The sequence below is a fragment of the Aeribacillus sp. FSL K6-3256 genome (assembly GCF_037965805.1).
GTDB classification, from domain to species: Bacteria; Bacillota; Bacilli; order Bacillales; family Aeribacillaceae; genus Aeribacillus; species Aeribacillus composti.
Map to the genome: position 1 here is coordinate 2379900 of NZ_CP150188.1, position 23571 is coordinate 2403470.

A 23571-nucleotide genomic window follows, 5' to 3' on the forward strand; every position below is an offset into this window, starting at 1 on the left:
CCTATCTAGTTATGACTGTAAAAAAAGAATTTCTTCCAAAAAGAAAAGAACCTTTCTCTTAAATTGTATTCTTAAGAAAAAGGTTCATGACTTATTTTATTAAAAATACCGGTTCATTTTTTTCATTCACAGTATATGGAAGGGAAAATGCAGGGACGAACGGAGAGTTTTCTACTAGCAAATGACGGATATCTTCCCCCTCTTTGAATGATCTTTTTGATTCCTTAATGGCACGGTATAAATCTAAGCTGTAATCAACGTAAACTTCTCGATTGTTGTCGATCACAAGCGGAAGATTTTCCCCTGAGTACGGACTCTTCACATGAGGAGGCTCTTTTAATCCTAGCTTTTTATACTTCAGTGTAAATACATTTTTCGCTATTTGCTTTTCATAAGGAGGATATTCATGAGCATTGATCCTCATCTTTAGTTCACGGATCGCCTCTGCTATTCGTAAATCGATCAGCTTTACGGTTGGATTTTTTTCCACATCGACTAAAACATATAAGTAAATACCTCCATTTTCAAACGCGGTGCCAGGGGGCTCAGGCAAATATTCAGGAATCAACAGATTGAAATCAATAGGGTATTTTTCATAAATAGGCGTTGATTTGTCTCTCGTTTTAATCGGCAAAAGCCCTTCCGTATCAGCTTTATATTGTTCTACTGCTTTTTGCACGGATTGTATTTGCGCTTCATAAGGTATTTCATTTTTATGTAATCGTTCTTCTGGGTATAAACATCCAGATAAAAGCAAAACAAACATGATAGAGATGAAAGATTTCATTATGCTTTTCTTGTTCATCCTCGTCTTCCTCACTTTGCCTACTCGCTTGTCGGTCCGGAAAAGACTACGAAAAAAATGATAATTCCTGCTAAAATCATAAAAAAATAAGCAATCACTGCTGTGATAGATTTCAAAAATCCTTTTAGTTTAAAACGGCTCAAGTATATGGAAAAGACCGCGATAAACATAAAGGCCATCGCTGTGAGAGCAATCCACATTTTCATTAGACCTTCTGACATTGTGATCCACTCCTTTTATTCCTACCAATCATTTTAACATATGCTCTTTTTCACGCAATTGTTTTCCATATAAGAATCGAATTCAAAAAAAAACTGAAGCAGCTGGGAAATGTGCTACAGTTCTTCATTTCGATTTTCTAAAATGTTCACAAGATCTTCCATTTCATGCGTTTTAACTCTCGCCATAAGCTCTTCGACTGCTTCTTTCGGATCTTTTTCGTGAAACAGCACTTCATAAAGGACATTGGCAATCGGCATTTTTACTGAATATTTTTCAGAAAGCTGTTTAGCTGCTTTTGTTGTTCTTACTCCTTCGACAACCATTCCCATGCTTTCTAAAACTTCATCTAGTTTTTTACCCTTTCCTAGCAAATGGCCGGCACGCCAATTGCGGGAATGCACACTTGTGCAAGTGACAATTAAGTCGCCGATTCCGGCAAGACCAGAAAATGTTAATGGATTGGCACCCATTTTACAGCCTAATCTCGAAATTTCCGCCAATCCTCTAGTTATTAAAGCAGCCTTCGCATTGTCCCCGTATCCAAGACCGTCGCTGATTCCGGCAGCTAAAGCAATAATGTTTTTCAGCGCTCCTCCAATTTCAACCCCGATTATATCCGGATTCGTATACACACGAAAATAACGGTTAATAAATAAATCTTGAACAAATTTTGCTGCTTGAATATTTTTGCTCGCAGAAGTCACTGTTGTCGGCTGTCTCAAAGACACTTCTTCCGCATGGCTTGGACCTGATAATACAACTACGTCCTTCAAAAGGTGAGGAGGCATTTCTTCTTCAATAATTTCGGAAATTCTTTTTAATGAACCCGGCTCAATCCCTTTTGAAACATGGACAATTAAAATCGTCCGATCAATGGCTTCTCTTAATTGACTCAGCACTTCTCTTATCGCTTTTGTCGGGACTGCCAAGACAATCGTTTCCACATTTTCAACCGCATCCTTTAAGGAATAAAATCCGGTTAAATTGTCCGGCAATGGGACATTTGGCAAATATTTCTCATTTTTTTTTGTACGATTGATCGCTTCTATATGTTCTTTCCGATGTCCCCAAAGATACACTTCATGACCATTGTCGCAAAGAACTATTGCAAGCGCTGTTCCCCAGCTTCCAGCTCCCAATATTGCCACCTTCGCCAAATTGCTCACTTCCTTTTATTTATCTTCTTTTTCTCGCAATGATTTTAATAGGGGTTCCTTCAAACCCGAATGCATCGCGAATGCGATTTTCCAAAAAACGTTCGTATGAAAAATGAAGAAGCTCCGGATCATTTACAAATATGACAAATGTAGGCGGTTTAACAGAAACTTGTGTTGCATAATAGATTTTTAATCTCGTACCATGGTCCGTTGGAGTCGGATTCATAGCAACGGCATCCATGATCACATCATTCAATACGTTTGTTTGGACACGCATCGCATGATTCTCGCTGGCAAGAATAATTTGAGGCATTAATGTGTGCAATCTTTTCTTCGTTTTTGCAGACAAAAAGACGATTGGCGCATAGTCTAAAAATAAAAATTGATCGCGAATATCTTTTTCAAACTCTCTCATCGTTCTTTCATCTTTTTCCACTGCATCCCATTTGTTTACTACAATGACAACGGCTTTCCCGGCTTCATGGGCGTAGCCAGCAATTCGCTTGTCTTGTTCAATAATTCCTTCCTCTGCATTTAAAACAACTAACACTACGTCAGAGCGTTCAATCGCTTTAAGCGCCCGCAAAACACTGTATTTTTCTGTTGTCTCATAAATTTTTCCTTTTTTTCTCATGCCAGCTGTATCAATGATGACAAACTCCTGCTTGTTATACGTAAACTTAGTGTCAATAGCGTCTCGTGTTGTTCCAGCAATTTCGCTGACGATCACTCTTTCTTCTCCTAAAATAGCATTTACTAAGGAAGATTTGCCGACATTTGGTCGGCCAATCAAAGAAAATTTAATGATGCCTTCATCATCATTTTCTGATTGGGGTTTTGGAAAATGTTTGCATACTGCATCCAAAAGATCTCCCAGTCCGAGCCCATGCGCTCCTGATATCGGGTACGGTTCTCCAAAGCCAAGAGAATAAAATTCATATATATTTTCCCTCATATCCGGGTTGTCCATTTTATTAACGGCAAGGACAACGGGTTTGTTTGAGCGGTACAATATTTTTGCAACTTCTTCATCAGCGGGAGTTACGCCTTCTCGACCGTTTGTAATGAAAATAATTACATCTGCTTCTTCAATCGCAATTTCCGCCTGATGACGAATTTGTGCTAGAAACGGTTCATCCCCAATTTCAATTCCACCTGTATCGATCAAGTTAAATTGGAAATTCAGCCATTCACAAGGTGCATAAATACGGTCACGGGTAACACCAGGTATATCTTCTACAATTGAAATACGTTCACCGACAATTCGATTAAAAATCGTCGATTTGCCGACATTTGGTCGACCGACAATAGCCACAACAGGTTTCGGCATACTAAAACTTCCTTCCTAATTTAAAACTCATCGCATTTTTTCACTATGTATAATGTTAAAGGGGCTACGCCTTCAAGAAATCGCAGCATGTTTTCGCCTAACTCCTTTTTCGGCATGCCCCGGAAGTTTTTTACCAAGCTTTTTTCCAACTACCCTATTATATAGCAGTTTATGAAATTGAACAACTGCCTTAAAAATGTTTCACAATGATATATATTTCCTCGCTTATGGCATGAGCAATTCCATCTAGAATCGCTTCTAAATTTTTTGCAATCGAATCCATTTCTTTTTGGTTATCACAAATAAAAACAGGTGCACCGCCTTTTATTTTTTTCTCATTTGTCGTAACGACCGCTAAAACCGCTTTCTCTAAAACCATCGTTTTTTCTCACCTTTCCTATTTGCCTTCGACTCCGTCGGCATGCGAATGGCATTTTCAAGCGTTGGCACGTTGCTGATCACTCGAATGGCGATATCCAAATCATGTTTTTGAGGAAGCACAAACACGCCGACTCTTCCATCCTCAAGATCTCGTTTTGCCAATGGGACTAAAGATGGTTCACCCGCATCGCGGTTTACGCCCAGCGCAGTTGAGACATCATGGAGAATCGCCTGACGTTGTCCGATGTTGGCAATCGTTGTTCTCGCATCAAATGATTTTGGTGTCAAAATAAACCCCATGCCATATTTTAAAACTAGTTCACGTTTTTCCGGGATGCCGATATTCATAATATAAATGTCATCGACATACAAGCCTGCACCGTCAAAATGCGGCTTTACATATTGAATGTCAACAATATCTTTCAATGTGCCTCCAGACATTAACACTTTAGAAATGATAAAGCAAACGACCGTCATCACAAGAGCCATCCAAAAGCCAAAGATTAAATAAGCAAGCGTAACAAATAAAGATGTGAAAATCACTAAATAATTTCTGCTTTCAAAGGCGATTGCAATTCCTTCAATATATGTACTTCCCCGAGGAACAAGCTCATATTGATCGAGCTCTGACAGTGTATTTCTTTCCATGTTGCGGACTTCGCGAAACTGCGATGCAGCCAACGTTAAAAAAGTAATGGCAGTAAACTCCTTTTCCATTATGGCCGGAACAGCAATCGTGCCGAGTCCCGCCGCTATAAATCCAAGTGCGATATGAATAATTTTTCCGTGCAAATATGTTGGATATTGGCGATAATCGGTTTTTAGCATAAAAAGACGGGCTAACACACCTACGAAGACACCATAAAAAATAGGAAGCGTGTATTCATTCATGACCCTTGCCTCTCCCTTGCATGTTTTTTGAATATATGTTCTAAAGAAGCAGCGAATGTTTTGAATGACGCCCATATGAGCAATGAAAAGATTCCGATTGACAGCATATCAAGAAAAGGAAAGTCGCCTATTACAATCGGCCGATAATAAGAATAAACTGCAGACGAAAAAAGAGCTTCTCCGTAACAAGACCCCAATATAAAAAATGCCATTCCTTCAAAAAAATCTTTGCTCAGCATATTGGATAAAATGACTCCTAATATAGATAAATACATCTGAACGTCAAGTAAAAACCAGACAGGATCAAATAAATAAAACAGCTTGACTCCTGCATAGGCAACCGTAATGATCAAAACGGAAAATAATGAATAAAATAAACGCTTAGTTCTATACAAGATGAAAAAACTAAGCAAAGCAAATAAGATATACGAAAAACCAACATGTATTTGTGTAAAGTGTATAAACGTTGCACTTCCTAAAATATTTAACAATATAAAAAAGGAGAGCCAAAAACGAGCATCCGTTTTTGGAAGCCAAAATGTTACAATTACCCAAATCATCCACATGAACCAATAATAATATATTCCTTCCATCTCCAACCTCCTACTATTTCCATTATGTGAAAAATTTATGGATGCTAACCGTACAAATTTTGAAACCAAAGCTAAAAGCGTATAAAAAGCAGTTAAAGGGCTGTGGGAGAATTGATTGCTGATGGATTGCTGTGAGAGGAAAATGTAAACATTTCACTGCCCGTCAAGAAATGAATTTTCGCTATTTTTTTAGAACTCATAAGCCGATCTGTTTAATGGCAGAATGTCCGTATAATTTCTTTTCATAAAAAAAGGCTTCTAAATCATTATTTGTTTTTTTAGGAGGGAGTTTTTCTGCAAAAAAATTGTGGGCTAATGAATACAGGCTGGATGTATCACTTGTTTATCTGCACAAGTTTTGATTTTTAATGGAGATACGAACGCAAAACGGACGTATCGCTTGCTTATTAAAAGCAGTGAAGAATTTTGTTCGCACATATAATCACGATATAGAGCAGCTTAGCAAAAATCGAACCGATACTGCAGAACTCAAAAGACAGCTTATTGAAGTGATATGGAAGCTATATACTAGGCAAGGCTTCGAACAATAACAGCTTATTACAGGGAGGATGGATCGTATCATTCTCAAGGATTTATGAAAAGAACAGCAGTGGAGAAGATGATAAAACAGCTCGTTATATGCTGGGCGGTGCTTATTGAGTCTTTTTGGAGAACGCTCAAATGCGAAACGTAGATTTCGTTTGAGGACTGGCAATCGATACAAATTACCCTCATAAAACGACTAAACGGCCTCAGCCCTATGGAATATAGAGATAAAGCCGCTTAGATCATTTTTTATTCCGCTGTCACCTTGACAAGGGGCAGCTCGTGATAATCGCCTTTGTCTTTATTTTAATTTATTTAATTGCTCTCCGATCATTTCACTTAGTTGAAATCCTGTCGATTCCTCTTTCGGACGATATTTGCGAAAATCTTCTTCACTACCGGGCCCATCATCTTCCAATTCCTTTATGCTTAAGGAAATCCGTTTCTCTTCTTCGTTTACATCAAGCACTTTTACTTTTACCTTTTGTCCTTCTTCTAATACTTCTTGAGGAGTGCCTATATGTTTTTTAGAAATTTGCGATATATGGACAAGACCTTCTACTCCAGGTAAAACTTCAACAAAAGCTCCGAATGAGACGAGGCGTTGTACAGTTCCTTCGACAACATCACCGGATTTGATTTTTTCAGAAATGTTTTCCCATGGACCAGGCAATGTTTCTTTAATCGATAGTGAAACCCGTCCATTATCCCGATCGACAGACAAAACTTTCACTTTTACCTTTTCGCCTTCTTGAAGCACATCTGACGGTTTATCTACATGAGCATGAGAGATCTGAGAAATATGTACAAGACCGTCAATCCCGCCGATGTCAACAAAGGCTCCGAAATCGGCTAAACGTTGGACTGTTCCTTCCAATACATCACCAGGCTGAATCGACTGAAGCACTTGCTGTTTTTTCTCTTCCTGCTCCTTTTCCACTACAGCACGATGAGACAAAATCACTCGATTTTTTTCACGGTTTAGCTCCACAACCATCAATGTCAATGTTTTTCCTTTATAATCTGAAAAATCCTCAACATAGTGAGGTTCAACCAATGAAGCAGGAATAAATCCGCGGACGCCCAGGTCTACCACTAAACCGCCTTTTACGACATCCTTCACTTCTGCCTCAAATACTTCTTTATTTTCAAATTTTCTCTCTAATTCCACCCAAGCTTTATCCGCAGCCACTTTGCTTTTCGATAAAATGACTGCTTCTTCCTCAACTTTAATGACCGCTAGTTCAAGCTTGTCATTTTCCTCTACAACATCTGAAGCTTTTTCAATATGCAAACTAGACAGTTCACTAATCGGAATGATGCCCATTTGTTTGCAATTTTTAATATCAACAATCACCTGCTTATCTTCCACTTTTGTTACAATTCCCTCTACAACGTCTCCCACTTCAGGCACAAAAACTTCACCTTGATTGATGTCCTCTACCATACCATTTACCTCCTTGGTCAAGCCATAGCAACTCAACAAAATATGTACCATTCTATTTAGTATGTCACAAGCTACTCTAAATAGAATGAAAAATACCTCTTTTCTATAAGTTCTAACAAAAAATTCCGTTTGTCAAGTTAAATCCATTGATTACCTATATTTTTCGAGCAAATTTCTAATTTCTGTCATGATTTTATCGGTCGCTTCTTCAGCTGAAATTTTTTTGTTTCGATAAGATGTAAAATCAATGGCTGGGCCGAAAATGACTTTCGTTTTCCGAAACGGTTTGTAAGAACTGACGACGGCGCATGGCAAGACGACACAATCTGATCTTAAGGCAAAAAAACCTGCACCAGCTAAACCTTTTCCGAGTTCACCTGTTTTGCTTCTCGTTCCTTCCGGAAAAATGGCTAAAACTTCTCTTTCTTTTAATATTTTCAAGCCTGTTCTTAACGCCTCTCGATCGGAAAAGCCCCTTTTGACCGGAAACGCCCCCAATGCCCGGACGATCAGGCTGAAAACCGGAATTTTAAACAGCTCCTCTTTTGCCATAAAACGGAGCTGCCTTGGTGAAACGATACCAATCGTCGGAGGGTCCAAATTATTAATATGATTGGAACAAAGCAGCACGGCACCATCCATTGGAAAATGTTCCTTTCCGATCACTTCGACCCGAAAGAGCGGTTTAATAAAGCAGTAAACAATTGCCTTTGCAAATTGATAAAATTTACCCATTTCTTACAGCCTTTCTGTTACCAATTCTTTAATTAATTCCGCCACCTCTTCAATCGTCAATGAAGTTGTATCGATTTCGACGGCATCCGGCGCTTTTTTTAATGGGGCAGTTGCCCTCGTGGAATCAAGCTTATCTCTTTCTTCAATTTCTTTCTTTAATTGTGTTAAATCGGATGTAAAACCTTTTCTTAAATTCTCCTCATACCTTCTTTTTGCTCTTTCCTCTACAGAAGCCTTTAAAAATATTTTCAACTCCGCATTCGGCAGCACATGAGTGCCGATATCCCTGCCATCCATGACAACGCCGCCGTTTCCTGCAAGCTGTTTTTGCCTTTTCACCATTTCCTCCCGCACATTAGGATGTTTGGAAACAGTGGAAACATGCTTTGTTACTTCATTGGAACGGATAATCGCCGTTACGTCTTCACCGTTTACTAGCACTTGCTGACCTTCATTTACCGGCTTCAGTTCAATCGTCATTTCATTCAAAAGCTTGGTGAGCGCTTTTTCATCCTCCAAAGAAATGCCATTCTGTAAAGCTTTCAAAGTGAGAGCTCTGTACATCGCACCCGTATCAATGTATGTATAGCCTAAATCTTTTGCGATTTTTTTGGCAACTGTGCTTTTCCCGGCAGCTGCCGGACCGTCGATTGCAATGGAAATTTTTTTACTCATAATACCTCCTAGCTAGTTTCAAAAAATATGTATCTATTTTTTTGGAATACAGAAAGAAAAGCAGGGGTTTCCTGCTCTTTTAGCGGCTGATAGTTTCCACCCATTCGGAGATGGACATGTTTCCAACACCTTCATATTGCACGGCTTTTGATAAATATGGCTTCAATTCAGAATGGCGCAAAAAAAGCTGAGCGGCAATTAACATAATGAATTGTATAATGATCAATTTGATCAATATTTGTTCAAAGCGCTTCACAAAAAACATCCTTTTGCCATTTTTTATAAATAGTATGGACAGCCGTGCCGGTATTATTCATTCAAAATTCCTTTCTTTTTCATTTGCAGCTGCTGTTCAAAGCAAAAGCGAATCAATTTTTGCTGTGTCTTTTCATCAATATTGATAAAAGCTATGGAAGCGAGCTTATGATGTTCCGCTTCCACAACTCTGAGCGCCTTCCCTGTTACCTTATAATATTCAATCGTTCCGTCCATAAACGTGAGCACCATATAAATATGTATATTTTCATTTAGCGGTACGTCCACACCGTTTGGAATAATGATTGAAATGCCGCCAGCACTTATGTCGTTTGTAACTGTTGTAAATGGGGCGAATTCCTGATTAATGGCGTGTATGGCTACATCAACAGCTGTCTCGATTCTGACAAATTGCCGCCTTTGGATCTCCTCCATATACTCAGGTGCCTGAAGCATGATCATCGGGAGGTTATCTTTTTTCTTGCCAAGAACTTTAGTACGAAATTTATACGGTTTTTTTTCGCTGTTCACAAATGTTGCAACGAGCTCGGTGCCGTCTGGTAAGAAAACAGTTTTTCCTGTCTTGCTATTTATAGGAAAATCAATATAAAGAATGTTTTCTTCTTGGTCCACAAGTTTGCATTTTAGTATTTGATCTTGGCCAGAAAGTTCCAATGTGATCATCGTACCAATTTTTATCAACGTTACCACTCTTTCAATGTAATAAGCGCTCTACATTTATTAAAGCATGAAATGAAAAAAAGGGAAAGCCTAAAAATCGACTCCCCTTTTTGTGATTAAATTTCTCTGAATAACGGTTCAGCACTTTGCAATTTTTCCACTTTTTCTTCCGTTCCGTCCATTGCGTTGATGAAAATGCGGTACGTGTCTTGGTCAATCGTTCCTAAAAATTCATAGCACAGCACTTCTTCGCCGGCATCATTTGTCACAACAGCTAATCGATCCTCCTGAATTTCAACGTTAGAATGGACTGATTTTTTCGCTTCTTCTTTTGTAATAGCCGGTTTCGGCAAATTTCTTTTTTTGTGCGCTGCTAAATAATCACGTCCAGAATAACCTATAATTTCTCCGTTGTCCAACGCTACCTTTAAACGAACTGCATCTGGATATAGACGTACACCTTTGTAATTAGAAACAAATGTGAAAACACCAATGTTGTCATATTGTGCACTCTCATAAAGCTCTAAATCCTTAAATTTTAGCTTTTTCAAAAATTCCGTTGCTCGGTTGGATGCTTCATTTAAGCTGATTTTTTGTTGTTTAATATCTCTGTTGTGCAATAAATAAATTAAATGACCGCCTTTTTTCGTGATATCCATATAAACATCATGTTTATTTCCTTTATCATGCATAGTAATGCTGTAAAACTGAATGTTTGATCCTTTACCATTTGTTGTTACATCTACTCGTTCTACATTTTTAGGGGCAAATCGTTTTGCGATTTGTTTTGCTTCTTGCTCTGATATTTCCTTTCCAGTTAATTGTTCAAATCCTTTTTTAGGCTTTTGCAGCGCTGTTGCTGTTGGACCGAAATTAGTTTCGGAATAGCCTTCAACATTTTTTTCTACCGTTTTAAATCCATCAATAATCGTATTGTCCATTTGTTTTTGCCCTGATGCTAGTGCGAGTTCAACATCCATCCAGCGCAGATTGTTTTTTAAGATTAAATGCTGGACGTTTCTCAATTCGTCTTGTATGTCTTTTGCATTTTTATACAATTTTTTTAACGTTTCATATTCTTGATCCGTTAACGGGTCTTTGTTTAAATCTCTCACTGCAGTTTGATAACTAAATTTGCCAATATTTGACAAAAATTCCTCTGTTTTATTGAACGGCAAAAGAGTTAACGGAAGCTGGCCGACATCATTGTGCGCTTCCGATGTAATTCTCCAAACTTCCGCCAGCGCCGGTGACAATGATTTTCTCGAATTCATGGCGAGTGTCTCGCCAATTTTGTCATGAAGCTGATCCACTTGATAGGTTAGATCGTGAAAAGCCCGCTGGTAATTGTTTTCTGCATGAATTAATACGGCGTTTTTTTCCTGATGCTCTTTATATCCCCAGTAGCCTGTTCCGATTAAGGCCACTGTAAGCAGCCCGATTAATAATCCTCGAAGCATATTGAATCACCTCACTATTCACAGAATATGTGTTTTCCGATTTTCTTGATTTGCGGCCGCGTCCATATCCATGGGCTTGTTGCTGTATCAGGATTGAAATAATAGAGAGCTTCTTCTGTCGGATCCCACCCGTTAATAGCGTCCATCACCGCTTTTCTCGCTGTTTCATTTGGTGTCAAATATATTTGTCCATCGCTGACAGCTGTAAAAGCACCCGGTTCAAAAATAACACCAGCAACCGTATTTGGAAATGTCGGGCTGTTCAGTCGGTTTAAAATTACTGCCGCAATTGCTACTTGACCAATATAAGGCTCACCGCGGGCTTCTCCGTAAACGGCATTGGCTAAAAGATTTAAGTCATTTTGTGAAAAGCCTCCAGGCATATTCACCGCCATCGGCTGTACCGATTTCCCTGTTTGTTGTTTATTTTGGGCTGCTTGCTGTTTAGGAGCAGCCTGCTGTTGCCCTTGTCCAGCCTGACCAGCTTGTTGTTTTTTTGGCGGTACATTTTTTGCGAGATTTTTTTCGGTTTGCTTCCGCCATTTTGCGCGCAGCTCCTCAGAAGGCGCTGTTTGGATTTTTAGCGGCACTCCGCCATAATGGGTAAAGTCTCTGCCTTTTCGAATTTGTTCGTGGACAAAAGACTTATAATATTTTGTCGTATTGAAAAGCTTTTGTTTTGTTTCAGGACCAACTAAACCATCTACTTCTTTAAGTCCAAAATTATTTTGAAATTTTCTAACTGCCCAATAAGTATTCCATCCATATACCCCATCAATTTTCCCATGATAATATCCGTTATATTGAAGTCTTGCCTGCAGTTCAATGACATCATCACCTGTCGCACCTCTCTGAATCACTTGTTCGCTAAAAGCATGAACATGCAGCTGATTGTTAGAAAGAATAAGAAAAACGATTAAAACAAAAGCGTTTGCGAGCAGATATTTCATGTTTTTTCCCATCATCATGCCTCCTCACTTTATATCGTTACATGTATTTTCTGTAGTAGATGTCATTTTATACAACAAAAAAACCGGCTCATGCCGGTTCAAAAATTTTTTTATCCTGATATTGTTTCGATATTTTGCTTGTATACCATGCGCGCTTTTTTTGCTTTATGAAGCCCAAACCACCATAAAAACACCATAAACGGAGTGACCCAAAACTTCCAGTCTTCATTGGAAAGCAAGATATAATTGTACGTTCCGTGCAAAAGAAACGGAATAACTAGAGAATAAAGGAGCCATCTTTTTTTAAGCCTATCATTCGAAAATTTGCTTTTTCCTAAATAATACCCCATGATGACACCGAACAATGCATGGCTTGGGACTGGAAAAATTGCGCGCCCGAATGCAAACTCCACACCGTTCGCAATTAAATATAAAATATTTTCCAATGTCGCAAAGCCGAGAGAGATGGACACACCATAAACGATTCCATCGTAATGTTCATCAAAATGAAAATGGGAGTAAATTGTAAAATAAAAAATAAACCATTTAAAAAACTCTTCCAATAAACTCGAAGCAAAGAAAGCTTGTAAAAAAGAAGAGGGAAATACATTTTCTGTTTCCAGAACGTATTCAATAAACATAATTGGAAAAACAAGCAGCGCACCGAAAATAAACGTCCTAACCACCATGTAAAGGGGTTCCATTTCATATTGATCCTTCAAATAAAAATATGAAAGTATTGCCAGCCCTGGTGCAATGCCTGCTGTAATAATCGCAATCATAATGACAGCCTCTTTTCTTCTAGTATCTCCTTATTTATGTATAGATTTATCAGAATGTTCCTTTTAAAATAAAACAAAATAAAAGAATGAGAAATGATGATTCATGTTAGAGCAGCAGTAAGTTGTTAAAAACATCCTTTTGATAAAATGGTAACATGTATATGACAAAATGAAAATCAAAAATAAGCATGAAAAAATGAAACTTTAATGAAAGGGATAAAAAGATGAAGAAAGTATTGATTTTACATACAGGCGGTACAATTTCAATGCTGGAAGATGAACAAAGCGGTGCAGTGAGACCAGAAGGGTCCAATCCACTAACAAATTTTTCATTGAATGTAAACAATGTACAAACAATCGTAAAAGAGCTTTTTAACTTGCCTTCCCCGCATATAACTCCAAAGGAAATGCTGGAAATTAAAAAAGAAATCGAACATCATGTCAAAAATGGAAGCATCGACGGTGTCGTCGTCACTCATGGAACGGATACTTTAGAAGAAACAGCTTATTTTTTAGATTTGACTCTTGACCTTCCCATCCCGGTTGTTGTAACAGGTGCGATGAGGTCAAATAATGAACTCGGATCAGACGGATTATATAATTTATTGATGTCCATAAAAGTTGCTGCTTCCGACGAAGCGAAAAACCTTGGTGTGTTAGTTGTCATGAATGACGAGATTCATACAGCAAAAAACGTCACAAAAACGCATACAAGCAATATCGCTACATTCCAAAGTCCGCAATACGGACCGATCGGTATTGTGAACAAAAAAATTCTGGCATTTCATCACTATCCGTTAAGAAAAGAAACATATAGTATAACGAAAATCTCTAAACATGTGCTCCTTTTAAAGGCGTATGCAGGCATGGATGAAAAAATAATGGAAGCAGTTGAAGGACTGAATCCGGATGGAATCGTCATTGAAGCTTTAGGGCAAGGAAATTTGCCGCCGGCTTTAGTCCCCGGCATGAAACGGCTTATTGAGAAGAAAGTGCCGATCGTCATTGTCTCACGATGTTTTAACGGCATTGTGCAGGATGTCTATGATTATCAGGGCGGAGGAAAACATTTAAAACAGCTTGGCGTTATATTTTCGAACGGATTAAACGGGCAAAAAGCTAGAATAAAGCTTTTAGTGGCTTTAGAAAAAACGAGCGATTTAACTGAAATAGAAGAAATGTTTTCGAAATAATAAACTGTTGTGATGATCAACACAAATTTTACTAAAAAATGTTACAAGTAAAGGGGGTGTCTAATAAGCCGTTTTTACAGCTTATTGACGCCCCCATTAATGTGTTAGAAACGTTGATATATCGGTGTTTATGATTTTTTGTTTTCAATGGCGATTTGATTTCTGGACGGCCCCACAACTTATGAAAGCAACAAAATCAAGTAGAGAAAAACGGATTGTTTTTCTCTACTTGATTATTTTCGGGACATCCCCTATTTTTATACTCTTTTGATAATTTCTTCTGCGATCAATTCCCCGTGAAATCTGCCGTTTTCGATAAAAATCTCATTCGCATCATTTCCAGCTGCGATGACACCGGCTATAAAAATCCCGTTTACATTCGTTTCCATTGTATCGGGATTGTAGTAAGGTCTGCCTGTCTGCTCATCAATAAGTACACCCATTTTTTTCAAAAAGTTATGATCTGGATGGTAGCCAGTCATGGCAAAGACAAAATCACAAGGAATAGTTTTTTCTTCTGTTCCGTTCACAATATAACTAATAGAGTCATTTTTAATTTCTTTTACATCTGCCCGAAATTCCATTTTTATATAGCCTTTTTTGATAAGAGAATCAAATTCCGGCAATATCCAAGGCTTAATGCTTGAAGAATACCCGCTTCCTCGGTACAATACAGTTACTCTAGCCCCGGCTTTATAAAGCTCAAGCGCGGCATCAACACTTGAGTTTTTCCCGCCGATCACAACGACATCTTTATCAAAATATGGATGAGCTTCTTTAAAATAATGGAAAACGTGGGGCAGATTTTCGCCTGGAACATTCATGTAATTTGGATTATCATAATAACCTGTAGCAATCACAACAAATGACGCACGATATTTTCCTTTTTCCGTCGTTACCATGAACGTTCCGTCCTGCTGCTTTTCTACCTTCTCTACTTTTTCATATGTATGAATGCGCAAATTTTTTCGCTTCACAACTTCCCGGTAGTAAGCAAGCGCTTGATTGCGGACAGGCTTTCGGTTTTCTGTGATAAATGGGACTCCGCCAATTTCAAGCCTGTCTGCTGTGCTGAAAAAGGTTTGATGTGTTGGAAAGCGATAAATGGAATCAACAATATTTCCTTTTTCAATAACTAAAGGATTTATTCCTTTTTCCTTCAATTCGATCGCAGCCGATAGTCCACATGGACCTCCGCCGACAATGATCACTTTTTCTTCTTGCATCATGATCACTCCTATAGCATTAAGCGGCTGGTGACAAAAGAAAAATTTCCCCTACATTATCATAGGGGAAACTGCAAAACGATGCAAATATTATACCCATCCGCGATATCTGCATGCTTCTGCCATTTTTCTTACGCCTACCATATATGCAGCAAGCCGCATATCTACTCTTCTGTTTTGCGCCGTTTCATATACAGTGTTAAATGCTTTCACCATCATTTTTTCCAATTTTTCTTCCACTTCTTCTTCAGACCAATAGTAGCCCTGATTATTTTGAACCCATTCGAAATAAGAAACCGTTACTCCTCCCGCGCTTGCCAATACGTCAGGCACGAGTAAAATTCCCCGGTCCGTTAAGATTTGAGTGGCTTCAACAGTTGTCGGACCGTTGGCTGCTTCTACGACAATTTGAGCCCGAATATTATGGGCATTTTCTTCTGTAATTTGGTTTTCAATCGCCGCAGGAACTAAAATTTCGCAATCAAGTTCTAACAATTCTTTATTAGTGATCGTATCATTAAACAATTTCGTAACAGTTCCGAAGCTGTCGCGCCGATCTAATAAATAATCGATGTCAAGTCCGTCTGGATCGTACAGACCGCCGTATGCATCGGAAATACCTACAACTTTTGCTCCGGCATCATGCATAAATTTTGCTAAATAACCGCCTGCATTTCCAAATCCTTGGACAACGACCCTAGCCCCTTGTAAAGAAATTCCACGCTTTTTCGCTGCTTCGCGAATGCAAATGGTCACGCCTTTTGCCGTTGCCGATTCACGGCCATGTGAACCGCCGAGAACGAGAGGCTTGCCGGTAATAAATCCTGGCGAATTAAATTCATCAATCCGGCTGTATTCATCCATCATCCAAGCCATGATTTGCGAGTTCGTAAATACATCAGGTGCAGGTATATCTTTTGTAGGGCCAACAATTTGACTAATTGCCCGAACGTATCCTCTGCTTAATCTTTCTAATTCCCTGAACGACATATCTCTTGGATCACAAACAATTCCACCTTTTCCACCACCGTAAGGCAAATCAATAATTCCGCATTTTAGACTCATCCAAATTGAAAGCGCTTTTACCTCGTTTTCAGTTACATTTGGATGGAAGCGAACGCCTCCTTTTGTAGGTCCTACAGAATCATTATGCTGCGCCCGGTAGCCAGTAAATATTTTAACAGAACCGTCATCCATGCGAACAGGTATTTTCACTGTCAGCATGCGAATCGGCTCTTTTAATAATTCATACACCTCTTCTGGATAACCTAGTTTTCCTAACGCTTTATGTATTACCTTTTGCGTAGCTTTTAGCACATCATGCTTGTCATTGCCTTCGGCTACCATAATAAGTAAACCTCCTATATGTTCTTTAATAATGAAAAGGAAAAGTCCACCTTTCATGACTTAGTATACACCTTCTATAAATTAATTCAATCATTAATTCATAGAAAATAAAGGGATACTGAATTTCTTGTTAAAAAAAGAAAGCGGCAAACCGCTTTGTTTTTTATCAAATAAAATACTAAATCTACGCAAAAAAAGCTGATAAAACATCGCTGAAAGGCGATGTTTTGTCAGCCTCAGGAAAAATAGTCATTCAAAAGACGAACAGCGTGATCCTTTATCAATAATTTTCCATATTCATGCAGTCTATGAGTTGTCATATGTGTCGGCGTTCCATATTCCGCTAAAATTGCAACAAGATGCTCCGTTTCAATCTTAGAGATGTCATCAAACAGCAGGTAGTATCGTCCCTGATATGAATATAGCGCGCCTTCTGTTATTTCGAAACGTTGAAGAACTTTTGCAAGATCGAGGACATCTTCGAAATTCAAAAACTCATACAATATATCTTGATGTTCATCCACTTTTACTTGCATTTCAATATAATCATCTAAAAATTCATCTTCAAGTTCTTCATCATTATTTTTGGAAACAATAATCACCATTCCCTGTGCTTTTAGTGAATAAACCTCGACCGCAATCGAACCGTTTGCATGAAAATCGAGTTCTTCACTTGCCTCATTGATCATTTCCCGGAAAAGCTGATGAACTTTTAAAGAGTTGTTCCATAGATCTTCTTTTGTTAAGCCGCGATCCGACAAATCATCTAGAGTCAGGAAAATTTTAATTTTATTATGATTAAGACGCTCGAGCCGCATCTTCTTCCCTCCTGCCGTCAATACATCATACGATATTGTATGTTGATTCTAAAAGATGGTTCTTTAGTTAGTAAACAGTTTACAATTACGAGGGGGTGAAGACAAGCATTTTTACTCACAAATCACATTTTTATTTCGTTTTATAATAGAGATTAATATCGAATTCTTTTTTCATAACAGAAAAAACCTTGTCGCGATTCATCCACTCTTCTTCGCTTTTCCAAAAATCAGTGCTTTTATCAATAATTTCCCATCTAAGCTCATGATATTCTTTTTCCGCTTTTTCTTCTTTCTTTTTAAAATAAACGGCTGTTGAATAGCTGAATGCAATCAGCAAAACGGCGAATAAGTGTGATGATTGAAAAAAATAGAATAAAACAAACAAAAGATCTGTTTCCAATCGTTGATATACGTTGAAATAAATAAACACTATAAAAATAATCACTTCCACAAATGTAATTATTTGCCAAACCAAACATTTCTGTTTATATGTTTCGAATTCTCTTTTACGCTCAATGAGCCCTTGCAGCATATGCTTGGTAGGTTGATCTGTATAGGGCAGATCTTTAATTTGCCTTTCCATTCGTTTAAAATCCCCCAAAGTTTTTTGTACAAGTTATGCATGATCTTTTTCAAATATGAAAAATTTTTATTTATTGGGGATTATCTAAAGGGATTTTTAAAACTTGTCCGACATAAATGTTGGAATCTTGAAGATGATTCCATTCTCGAATAAGCTCTTCGCCATTTCGGCTTTTATAATACTTCATCGAGATTTTATATAGCGTTTCGTTCGGCTGGACAACATGAGTAATGATGCGTCTGTTTTCTTCCATGTTTCCATCGCTTTCATTTCCAGAAATTTCTTTTCGGGTTTCGTCTCTTGTGCTGTTGGAAGAGGATTGTTCTTCAGTCGTTGGAGAAGCTTCCTGTTCATTCTGATTTCCTTCTTTGTCTGAGTTAGAGGAATTATTTTCTTCCACTCTCTCTTCTTGAACAGACTTCCCGCTATTATTTTTAATAATTACAGAGTCAAAATCTGAAAGATTTTCCCCGCTACGGTTTGATTGATTTCGTTCCAAATAAGAAGTTAAAAATAAAACAACGACTGGCACTAATATAAAAAGAAAGACGAGAATACGCAAAAGCGGATAGTTCATTTTCTTTTTTTTCTTCCGCCTTTTTTTATGCACTTCACTCCGAGACGGATATGTCCCCGTTCTCTCTTTTATTTCATCAATCATTTTTTCCCTTAAACGCTCAGCTTGGTCATGTTCATACGGACTTGTCATCTTCTTCATCGTCCCTCCCATCGCCTTTACTATTTTTCAAATATTGAAAGCGAATTTGCACTGCCGATACAAAGTCGATAAGAAAATGAGCGAAAATTGTTGTTAAAATATTCTCAGTCAGTTCAAATATCACTCCGAGAAAAAAACTGACGAACAAAACCGTTGCAAATAACAGCCATTTTGAAAGATAACGAAAATGCATGAAGGCAAAGATCAAACTGGCGATAAACAGTCCGAAATGGGTTTGCAGAACCCCGCGAAACAATATTTCTTCCGCAAAAGCAACGATAAGGGTCATCCAAAAAATTTCCGGCAAGCTTCTGTTTTGAAACAGTTTTTCATTGATTCCTCCATCATCGTACCAGCTTTTTGGCGCCCATTTCATAATTACCAAATCAATGAGCAGAACGATAACTGTTGCAAGCAAGCCAACAGCTATCGTTTCCCAACTCAATTCCCATAATTGAAAAAAATCCTCCGCACGGTCAAAAAAAATGAACCCTAAAATAATCGATATAAGAAGAAATAGCGACTGAGTGACCATGAGATGAAATAAAAGCTCTCGATCGGTCATGTTCTTTATCAATTCTTCTTGTCTTTTAATCACGCCTTCACCCACTTTGACGAAACAGCCTTTTTAATTCTTGCTTCCAATCCCACTTTATCATTGGCTGGGATGAATGAATTTTTTTTCGGATAAAAAAACGATCGTTTATTCCGCAATTGTCGCAGCAAATCGAAACCTTTGTTGAAGGTTTTTCCTGAAAATAGCTTAAAATCATGTTCCGCCTGCATGCTTTTGCTCGTAAAAATGCTTCCATGTCGGCTAATTTTTTAAATTTCATTTTCATTCGATCTTCAATCTTGCTCCATACATAATTTACGATCTGATCAGTCGTCCAATGATACATGTTTTCATCCAACATTTGGAAATTATATTGTAAAAATCTCCTCTGTACATCAGACAAGCCGAAGCTGCTCCACTCTTCATCTGTTAAATCAAAGCATCCCTTTAACCGAATCGTTTTAACAATCAACTCAATCTCTTTTTTTTCAGGAAATTCAGAACGTATTATCGACCGGGGAAACTCCTCGTCACCCTTTGCTACAAGTGCAATTGCAATGCTTTGGTTTCCATCTCTTCCGGCCCGGCCTATTTCTTGTACGTATGATTCCATGTCAGCAGGATAATGGAAATGGATGACAAATCGAACGTCTTTTTTGTTTATTCCCATTCCAAAAGCATTTGTCGCCGTTATAACCGAAAGTTCGTCATTTAAAAATTGCTGTTGAATCAACATTCTATCTTCATATTCCATTCCGCCATGATAATAAGCCGCATTTGTCATTCCCTTTTGTTCAATCCATCTGGCAAGCTCTTCCGCCCACTTTCTTGTGGAGCAATAAATGATACCCGGCCCTTCTAACATTTTCAGCCATTCGGCTAATCGCTCCAATTTTTCCTCTTGGCTGCTTACGGCTTCAACATTAATGGCAACGTTTTGCCTGTCAATAGAATGAATATGAAATGTTGCATCGGTTAAATGCAAGCATTTCGCGATATCGTTCAGCACTTCTTTAGTGGCTGTGGCGGTCATCGCCAAACAAGGAGGAGAACCGATCATCTCCCTTACCTTTCCGAGCTTTAAATAGTCAGGCCGAAAATCATGTCCCCACTGTGAAATGCAATGCGCTTCATCGACGACAAATAAAGATATTTGGATTTGCGCCAATGCATCCAATAGCCTTTTTGATTTAAACATTTCAGGCGATAAAAATATAAATTTGTAACGGTGCAATTGCCGAAAAGCTTTTTCTTTTTCATATCGGGTTAAAAAGCTGTTTAATGCAATGACTCTTTTTTCTCCAAACATTTTCATCTGCTGTTCCTGGTCTTGCATGAGCGACAATAGCGGGGACACTATTAATACAGCACCTTGTAAACAATAGCCAGAAAGCTGATAGCACAATGATTTTCCACCGCCTGTCGGCAGCATGGCAACTACGTCATGTCCGCTAATAACATCTTCAATTATTTCCTTTTGGCCTGTTTTAAAGCTTGAATAACCGAATTTTTCCTTCAGCAAAGTAAAAAGATCTTTCGTCATTGCCATCTCCTTATTGCAGCCATTGCCAGCCGAATTTGAAAATAGCTGTATTGATCTTGAAGATATTCTTTAACTGTTTTCAGCTTGTTTGTTTGCAGCTTTTCAATCGCTTGCCCGATTTTGAGCACATCTTCTTTGCTTACATAAGGTTCGAAGGCAAAATCGTGCATGTTTAAAGCAATCTCAACAATATGGTCCTCAATCGTATTTCTTTTAAGCTTTCGGACTGCTGCAATTTCATCAATGTCCAACCCCTCCGCCAACAAGCAGTACGTTTTTTCCGCCGATGCGGTTAGCGGGTGTTTTTTTATCAAATCTCGTAAAAGACCGAATAATATCGGATATTGATCAGAACGTTTTTGCAATTCGTTCACCATTTGAATGACGGCAGCTTGAAACATAAGCTTCAAATAAAAAGGATCTTCATTCGCAGCTGCTGCAAGCTGTTCAAAGGTGATTCCATTTTTTTTAAAGCCGGACAAACGATTGACAACTAAGATAGCTCCCTTTTCATCTAAACATTCAAGCAAACGGTTCATTTCCAAAAACGTTCGATTTCCGATATTTTTCTTTGTCTCTTTCATCTGTAATATGTATGTTTTGACAAAATGCAACAGCTGACCATTATTTGTTATAGGTAAAAATTTCGAATGGTTATAAACTAGATGGGAAACCGTTTGAACAAATAAAGATAAACGCTGCCAAAAAATTTTTCCTATATCATTGTAGGTGGCCCCATCCAGCTTATCAGGAAACGGTTTTTCTGACAAAAATTCTTGCAGCACCCGTTCGCCGTTCATTGTGACCATATAAAACTCGCCTTTTACTTGTTTGACATATGACAGCTGAACCAATCTGTTTAACAAGTGATTATATTCTTCAAGCTCGAGCTCACGGCAAATCCCAAATAAGTTCGATAAATGAAAAATAATGCTATCTTGAATCGTTTGAGAAGATTTTTTTCCTTTTAATAAATGAAAAACAGCTGCTTTCGATCGCTCGCATTTGAGCTGTTGAAAACAATAAAGGATAATTCCTTCCAAATAAGAGAGAGGCATTTGATCACCTTAAAAATTGAAACCTTCTGTTCAATCCTTATTTTATCAAAATTTATCCAATAATTGTCGAAAAATATATAATGAATGATTGATTTAAGTAAGTTTATCGAAATACTATGACTTTTCATCTTTTTTTATTGAAATGTTTAATATTCCATCTTACAATAATTATGTGGTATTCTGATTATTATATAAAACATTCTGAAGTGGAAGATAAATGTTTCTTTCTCTTTTATGACTTCTACTCATTTCATTTATACAGGAGGTTAGACAATGCCAAAATATACAATCGTTGACAAAGAAACATGCATTGCATGCGGTGCATGTGGGGCAGCAGCGCCAGATATTTATGATTATGACGACGAAGGAATCGCATACGTTATTCTAGATGATAACCAAGGGACGGTTGAAGTTCCAGAAGTTTTAGAAGATGATTTAATGGATGCTTTTGAAGGTTGCCCAACAGATTCCATTAAAATTGCTGATGAACCCTTTGACGGCGATCCTTTAAAATTTGAATAGCTGTTTCATCAGCTTTAAAAGAACAACCCCCACGGAAAAACGAATTTCTGTGGGGGTTTTGTGTATCATAATTCGGAGCACCGTTATGATGCGAAACATCATAGCGGCTGATCTCCGCTTTTTTGCATATAAATTTATGCATTTTGCACGTTAAATTTATGTTGAAGCCATTCTTTTATTCTGCCGTAAATCATTAAAAAGACAATGGCAATAATTGTTCCTTTAATGAGGTTAAAAGGCAAAATCCCGGCAATAATGACTTGCTTCACTTCTGCAATCGACATTTGCGGCATATTTAAAAACAGCGTATATGCCGGCAAAATGAAATAATAGTTCAATAAGCTCATGGCTACTGACATCGAAATGGTCCCGGCAGCTAAACCGAAAAGAACCCCTTTCATCGAACGAACTTTTTGAAACACGAATGCAAACGGCAAAAGGAAAAACAATCCGGCCAAGAAATTTGCCAACTGATCAATCGGAACTCCTGTCGCGCTTCCTTGAATGATGTAATGAAGCGTATTTTTAATCGCTTCTACAGCCAATCCTGCAATCGGCCCTAATAAAATCGTCGCCAGCATAGCAGGAATTTCGCTGAAATCAATTTTTAAAAATGCCGGAAGTCCCGGAAGCGGAAAGTTAAGAGCCATAAGCAAGTAGGAAATCCCGCTCAACATTCCTACAAAAACAAGTTTAAATGCCTTTGTTTTTAACACAGTCCTTCTCTCCTTTTCTTTCTGTGATCCATCTTGAAAAGAAGGAAGGGTCCATCTCCTGCTTCAATAAAAAAACCCTCTACATTGACGCAGAGGGAGAATTGTAAGCAGGTTAAAATAAACGTTTCAATGATCATATTTTTTGAAACGCCTGAACCCTCATCTTCTCCCATCCAGACTATACTGTCGGCTCTGGATTCTCACCAGATCCACCGTAAAGGAAAAACACCTTTACGGGTCACGGGCTAAAAAAGCTTAAAAGCTTTTATCACCGCCGGTCGGGAATTTCACCCTGCCCCGAAGATGAATCCATATTTTTTATCTTCATTATATACAATAATAAAAAAAAAAGAAACTTATTTTATTTCATTGTCTTTTTTC

The 23571-nt window shown here is 38.1% G+C and carries 26 protein-coding genes and 1 riboswitch; of the genes, 2 read left to right on the top strand and 24 right to left on the bottom strand.

Annotated elements, in window-relative coordinates; genetic code table 11:
• Window positions 1-91: 91 nt before the first annotated feature.
• The 15 genes from NSQ84_RS11385 to prsW all read right to left on the bottom strand — a co-directional run bounded on the left by NSQ84_RS11385 (window position 92) and on the right by prsW (window position 12910).
• Window positions 92-805, bottom strand: a complete 714-nt coding sequence (locus tag NSQ84_RS11385) for a hypothetical protein (RefSeq protein ID WP_311066279.1) — start codon at window positions 803-805, stop codon at window positions 92-94.
• Between the two features lie 20 nt (window positions 806-825).
• A complete protein-coding gene (locus tag NSQ84_RS11390; protein WP_063388596.1) occupies window positions 826-1026 on the bottom strand; it encodes a DUF2768 domain-containing protein in 201 nt (66 codons plus the stop codon).
• 114 nt (window positions 1027-1140) lie between these two features.
• Window positions 1141-2184, bottom strand: a complete 1044-nt coding sequence (locus NSQ84_RS11395) for an NAD(P)H-dependent glycerol-3-phosphate dehydrogenase (RefSeq protein ID WP_311066280.1) — start codon at window positions 2182-2184, stop codon at window positions 1141-1143.
• A 19-nt stretch (window positions 2185-2203) separates the two neighbouring features.
• Window positions 2204-3514 (bottom strand): ribosome biogenesis GTPase Der, encoded by a 1311-nt coding sequence (der, locus tag NSQ84_RS11400; protein WP_063388598.1) that lies wholly within the window; start codon window positions 3512-3514, stop codon window positions 2204-2206.
• A 190-nt stretch (window positions 3515-3704) separates the two neighbouring features.
• Complete coding sequence (locus tag NSQ84_RS11405; protein WP_066251964.1) at window positions 3705-3893, bottom strand: hypothetical protein; 189 nt, start codon at window positions 3891-3893, stop codon at window positions 3705-3707.
• Window positions 3884-4786 carry a YIEGIA family protein gene (locus NSQ84_RS11410; protein ID WP_063388600.1) on the bottom strand — a complete coding sequence of 301 codons (903 nt, stop codon included), beginning with the start codon at window positions 4784-4786 and terminating at the stop codon, window positions 3884-3886. The genes NSQ84_RS11405 and NSQ84_RS11410 overlap by 10 nt, the downstream gene beginning before the upstream one ends.
• A complete protein-coding gene (locus NSQ84_RS11415; protein ID WP_063388601.1) occupies window positions 4783-5379 on the bottom strand; it encodes a hypothetical protein in 597 nt (198 codons plus the stop codon). Before NSQ84_RS11415 ends, NSQ84_RS11410 begins: the two co-directional genes overlap by 4 nt.
• Window positions 5380-6226: 847 nt before the next feature.
• Window positions 6227-7372 carry a 30S ribosomal protein S1 gene (gene rpsA / locus NSQ84_RS11420; RefSeq protein ID WP_066251967.1) on the bottom strand — a complete coding sequence of 382 codons (1146 nt, stop codon included), beginning with the start codon at window positions 7370-7372 and terminating at the stop codon, window positions 6227-6229.
• 150 nt (window positions 7373-7522) lie between these two features.
• The gene (locus NSQ84_RS11425) at window positions 7523-8107 is read right to left on the bottom strand and encodes a lysophospholipid acyltransferase family protein (RefSeq protein WP_066251969.1); all 585 of its coding nucleotides are present in this window, start codon (window positions 8105-8107) and stop codon (window positions 7523-7525) included.
• Window positions 8108-8110: 3 nt separating this feature from the next.
• Window positions 8111-8782, bottom strand: a complete 672-nt coding sequence (gene cmk, locus NSQ84_RS11430; RefSeq protein WP_327874015.1) for a (d)CMP kinase — start codon at window positions 8780-8782, stop codon at window positions 8111-8113.
• 79 nt (window positions 8783-8861) lie between these two features.
• Window positions 8862-9047 carry a DUF5359 family protein gene (locus NSQ84_RS11435; protein WP_232515564.1) on the bottom strand — a complete coding sequence of 62 codons (186 nt, stop codon included), beginning with the start codon at window positions 9045-9047 and terminating at the stop codon, window positions 8862-8864.
• Between the two features lie 44 nt (window positions 9048-9091).
• Window positions 9092-9739 (bottom strand): flagellar brake domain-containing protein, encoded by a 648-nt coding sequence (locus NSQ84_RS11440; protein WP_130156168.1) that lies wholly within the window; start codon window positions 9737-9739, stop codon window positions 9092-9094.
• A gap of 95 nt (window positions 9740-9834) precedes the next feature.
• Window positions 9835-11178: a germination protein YpeB gene (ypeB, locus tag NSQ84_RS11445; protein ID WP_066251975.1), complete on the bottom strand. Its 1344-nt coding sequence runs from the start codon at window positions 11176-11178 to the stop codon at window positions 9835-9837.
• A gap of 14 nt (window positions 11179-11192) precedes the next feature.
• Window positions 11193-12146, bottom strand: coding sequence for a spore cortex-lytic enzyme (gene sleB, locus NSQ84_RS11450; protein WP_327874013.1), 954 nt, complete (start codon window positions 12144-12146; stop codon window positions 11193-11195).
• A 92-nt stretch (window positions 12147-12238) separates the two neighbouring features.
• Complete coding sequence (gene prsW / locus NSQ84_RS11455) at window positions 12239-12910, bottom strand: glutamic-type intramembrane protease PrsW (protein WP_094246146.1); 672 nt, start codon at window positions 12908-12910, stop codon at window positions 12239-12241.
• A gap of 224 nt (window positions 12911-13134) precedes the next feature.
• Between prsW and NSQ84_RS11460 the strand changes: the two genes are divergently transcribed.
• A complete protein-coding gene (locus NSQ84_RS11460) occupies window positions 13135-14103 on the top strand; it encodes an asparaginase (RefSeq protein WP_327874165.1) in 969 nt (322 codons plus the stop codon).
• 257 nt (window positions 14104-14360) lie between these two features.
• Here the strand turns inward: NSQ84_RS11460 and NSQ84_RS11465 are convergent, their stop codons facing one another.
• From NSQ84_RS11465 to NSQ84_RS11500, 8 genes are all read right to left on the bottom strand, one after another.
• A complete protein-coding gene (locus NSQ84_RS11465) occupies window positions 14361-15329 on the bottom strand; it encodes a YpdA family putative bacillithiol disulfide reductase (protein WP_066247690.1) in 969 nt (322 codons plus the stop codon).
• Window positions 15330-15419: 90 nt separating this feature from the next.
• On the bottom strand, window positions 15420-16676 hold the full coding sequence (locus tag NSQ84_RS11470) for a Glu/Leu/Phe/Val dehydrogenase (RefSeq protein ID WP_063388611.1): 1257 nt from the start codon (window positions 16674-16676) through the stop codon (window positions 15420-15422).
• A gap of 236 nt (window positions 16677-16912) precedes the next feature.
• Window positions 16913-17494, bottom strand: coding sequence for a genetic competence negative regulator (locus NSQ84_RS11475; RefSeq protein ID WP_063388612.1), 582 nt, complete (start codon window positions 17492-17494; stop codon window positions 16913-16915).
• 130 nt (window positions 17495-17624) lie between these two features.
• Window positions 17625-18077, bottom strand: coding sequence for a DUF2663 family protein (locus NSQ84_RS11480; protein WP_063388613.1), 453 nt, complete (start codon window positions 18075-18077; stop codon window positions 17625-17627).
• A gap of 70 nt (window positions 18078-18147) precedes the next feature.
• Window positions 18148-18795, bottom strand: coding sequence for a LysM peptidoglycan-binding domain-containing protein (locus NSQ84_RS11485; protein ID WP_158640203.1), 648 nt, complete (start codon window positions 18793-18795; stop codon window positions 18148-18150).
• On the bottom strand, window positions 18770-19393 hold the full coding sequence (locus NSQ84_RS11490) for a CPBP family intramembrane glutamic endopeptidase (protein WP_063388615.1): 624 nt from the start codon (window positions 19391-19393) through the stop codon (window positions 18770-18772). The genes NSQ84_RS11485 and NSQ84_RS11490 overlap by 26 nt, the downstream gene beginning before the upstream one ends.
• A gap of 4 nt (window positions 19394-19397) precedes the next feature.
• On the bottom strand, window positions 19398-20894 hold the full coding sequence (locus NSQ84_RS11495) for an ATP-dependent DNA helicase RecQ (protein ID WP_144598198.1): 1497 nt from the start codon (window positions 20892-20894) through the stop codon (window positions 19398-19400).
• Entirely contained in the window at window positions 20891-21952 is a 1062-nt protein-coding gene (locus tag NSQ84_RS11500) for a helix-turn-helix domain-containing protein (RefSeq protein WP_144598197.1), read from the bottom strand. The genes NSQ84_RS11495 and NSQ84_RS11500 overlap by 4 nt, the downstream gene beginning before the upstream one ends.
• Before the next feature lie 273 nt (window positions 21953-22225).
• On the opposite strand from NSQ84_RS11500, the gene NSQ84_RS11505 reads away from it, so the two are divergent.
• Window positions 22226-22474, top strand: coding sequence for a ferredoxin (locus tag NSQ84_RS11505; RefSeq protein WP_063388618.1), 249 nt, complete (start codon window positions 22226-22228; stop codon window positions 22472-22474).
• Window positions 22475-22608: 134 nt separating this feature from the next.
• Here the strand turns inward: NSQ84_RS11505 and NSQ84_RS11510 are convergent, their stop codons facing one another.
• Window positions 22609-23151, bottom strand: coding sequence for an ECF transporter S component (locus tag NSQ84_RS11510; protein WP_063388659.1), 543 nt, complete (start codon window positions 23149-23151; stop codon window positions 22609-22611).
• A 196-nt stretch (window positions 23152-23347) separates the two neighbouring features.
• Window positions 23348-23499: riboswitch (FMN riboswitch) on the bottom strand.
• Window positions 23500-23571: the final 72 nt, after the last annotated feature.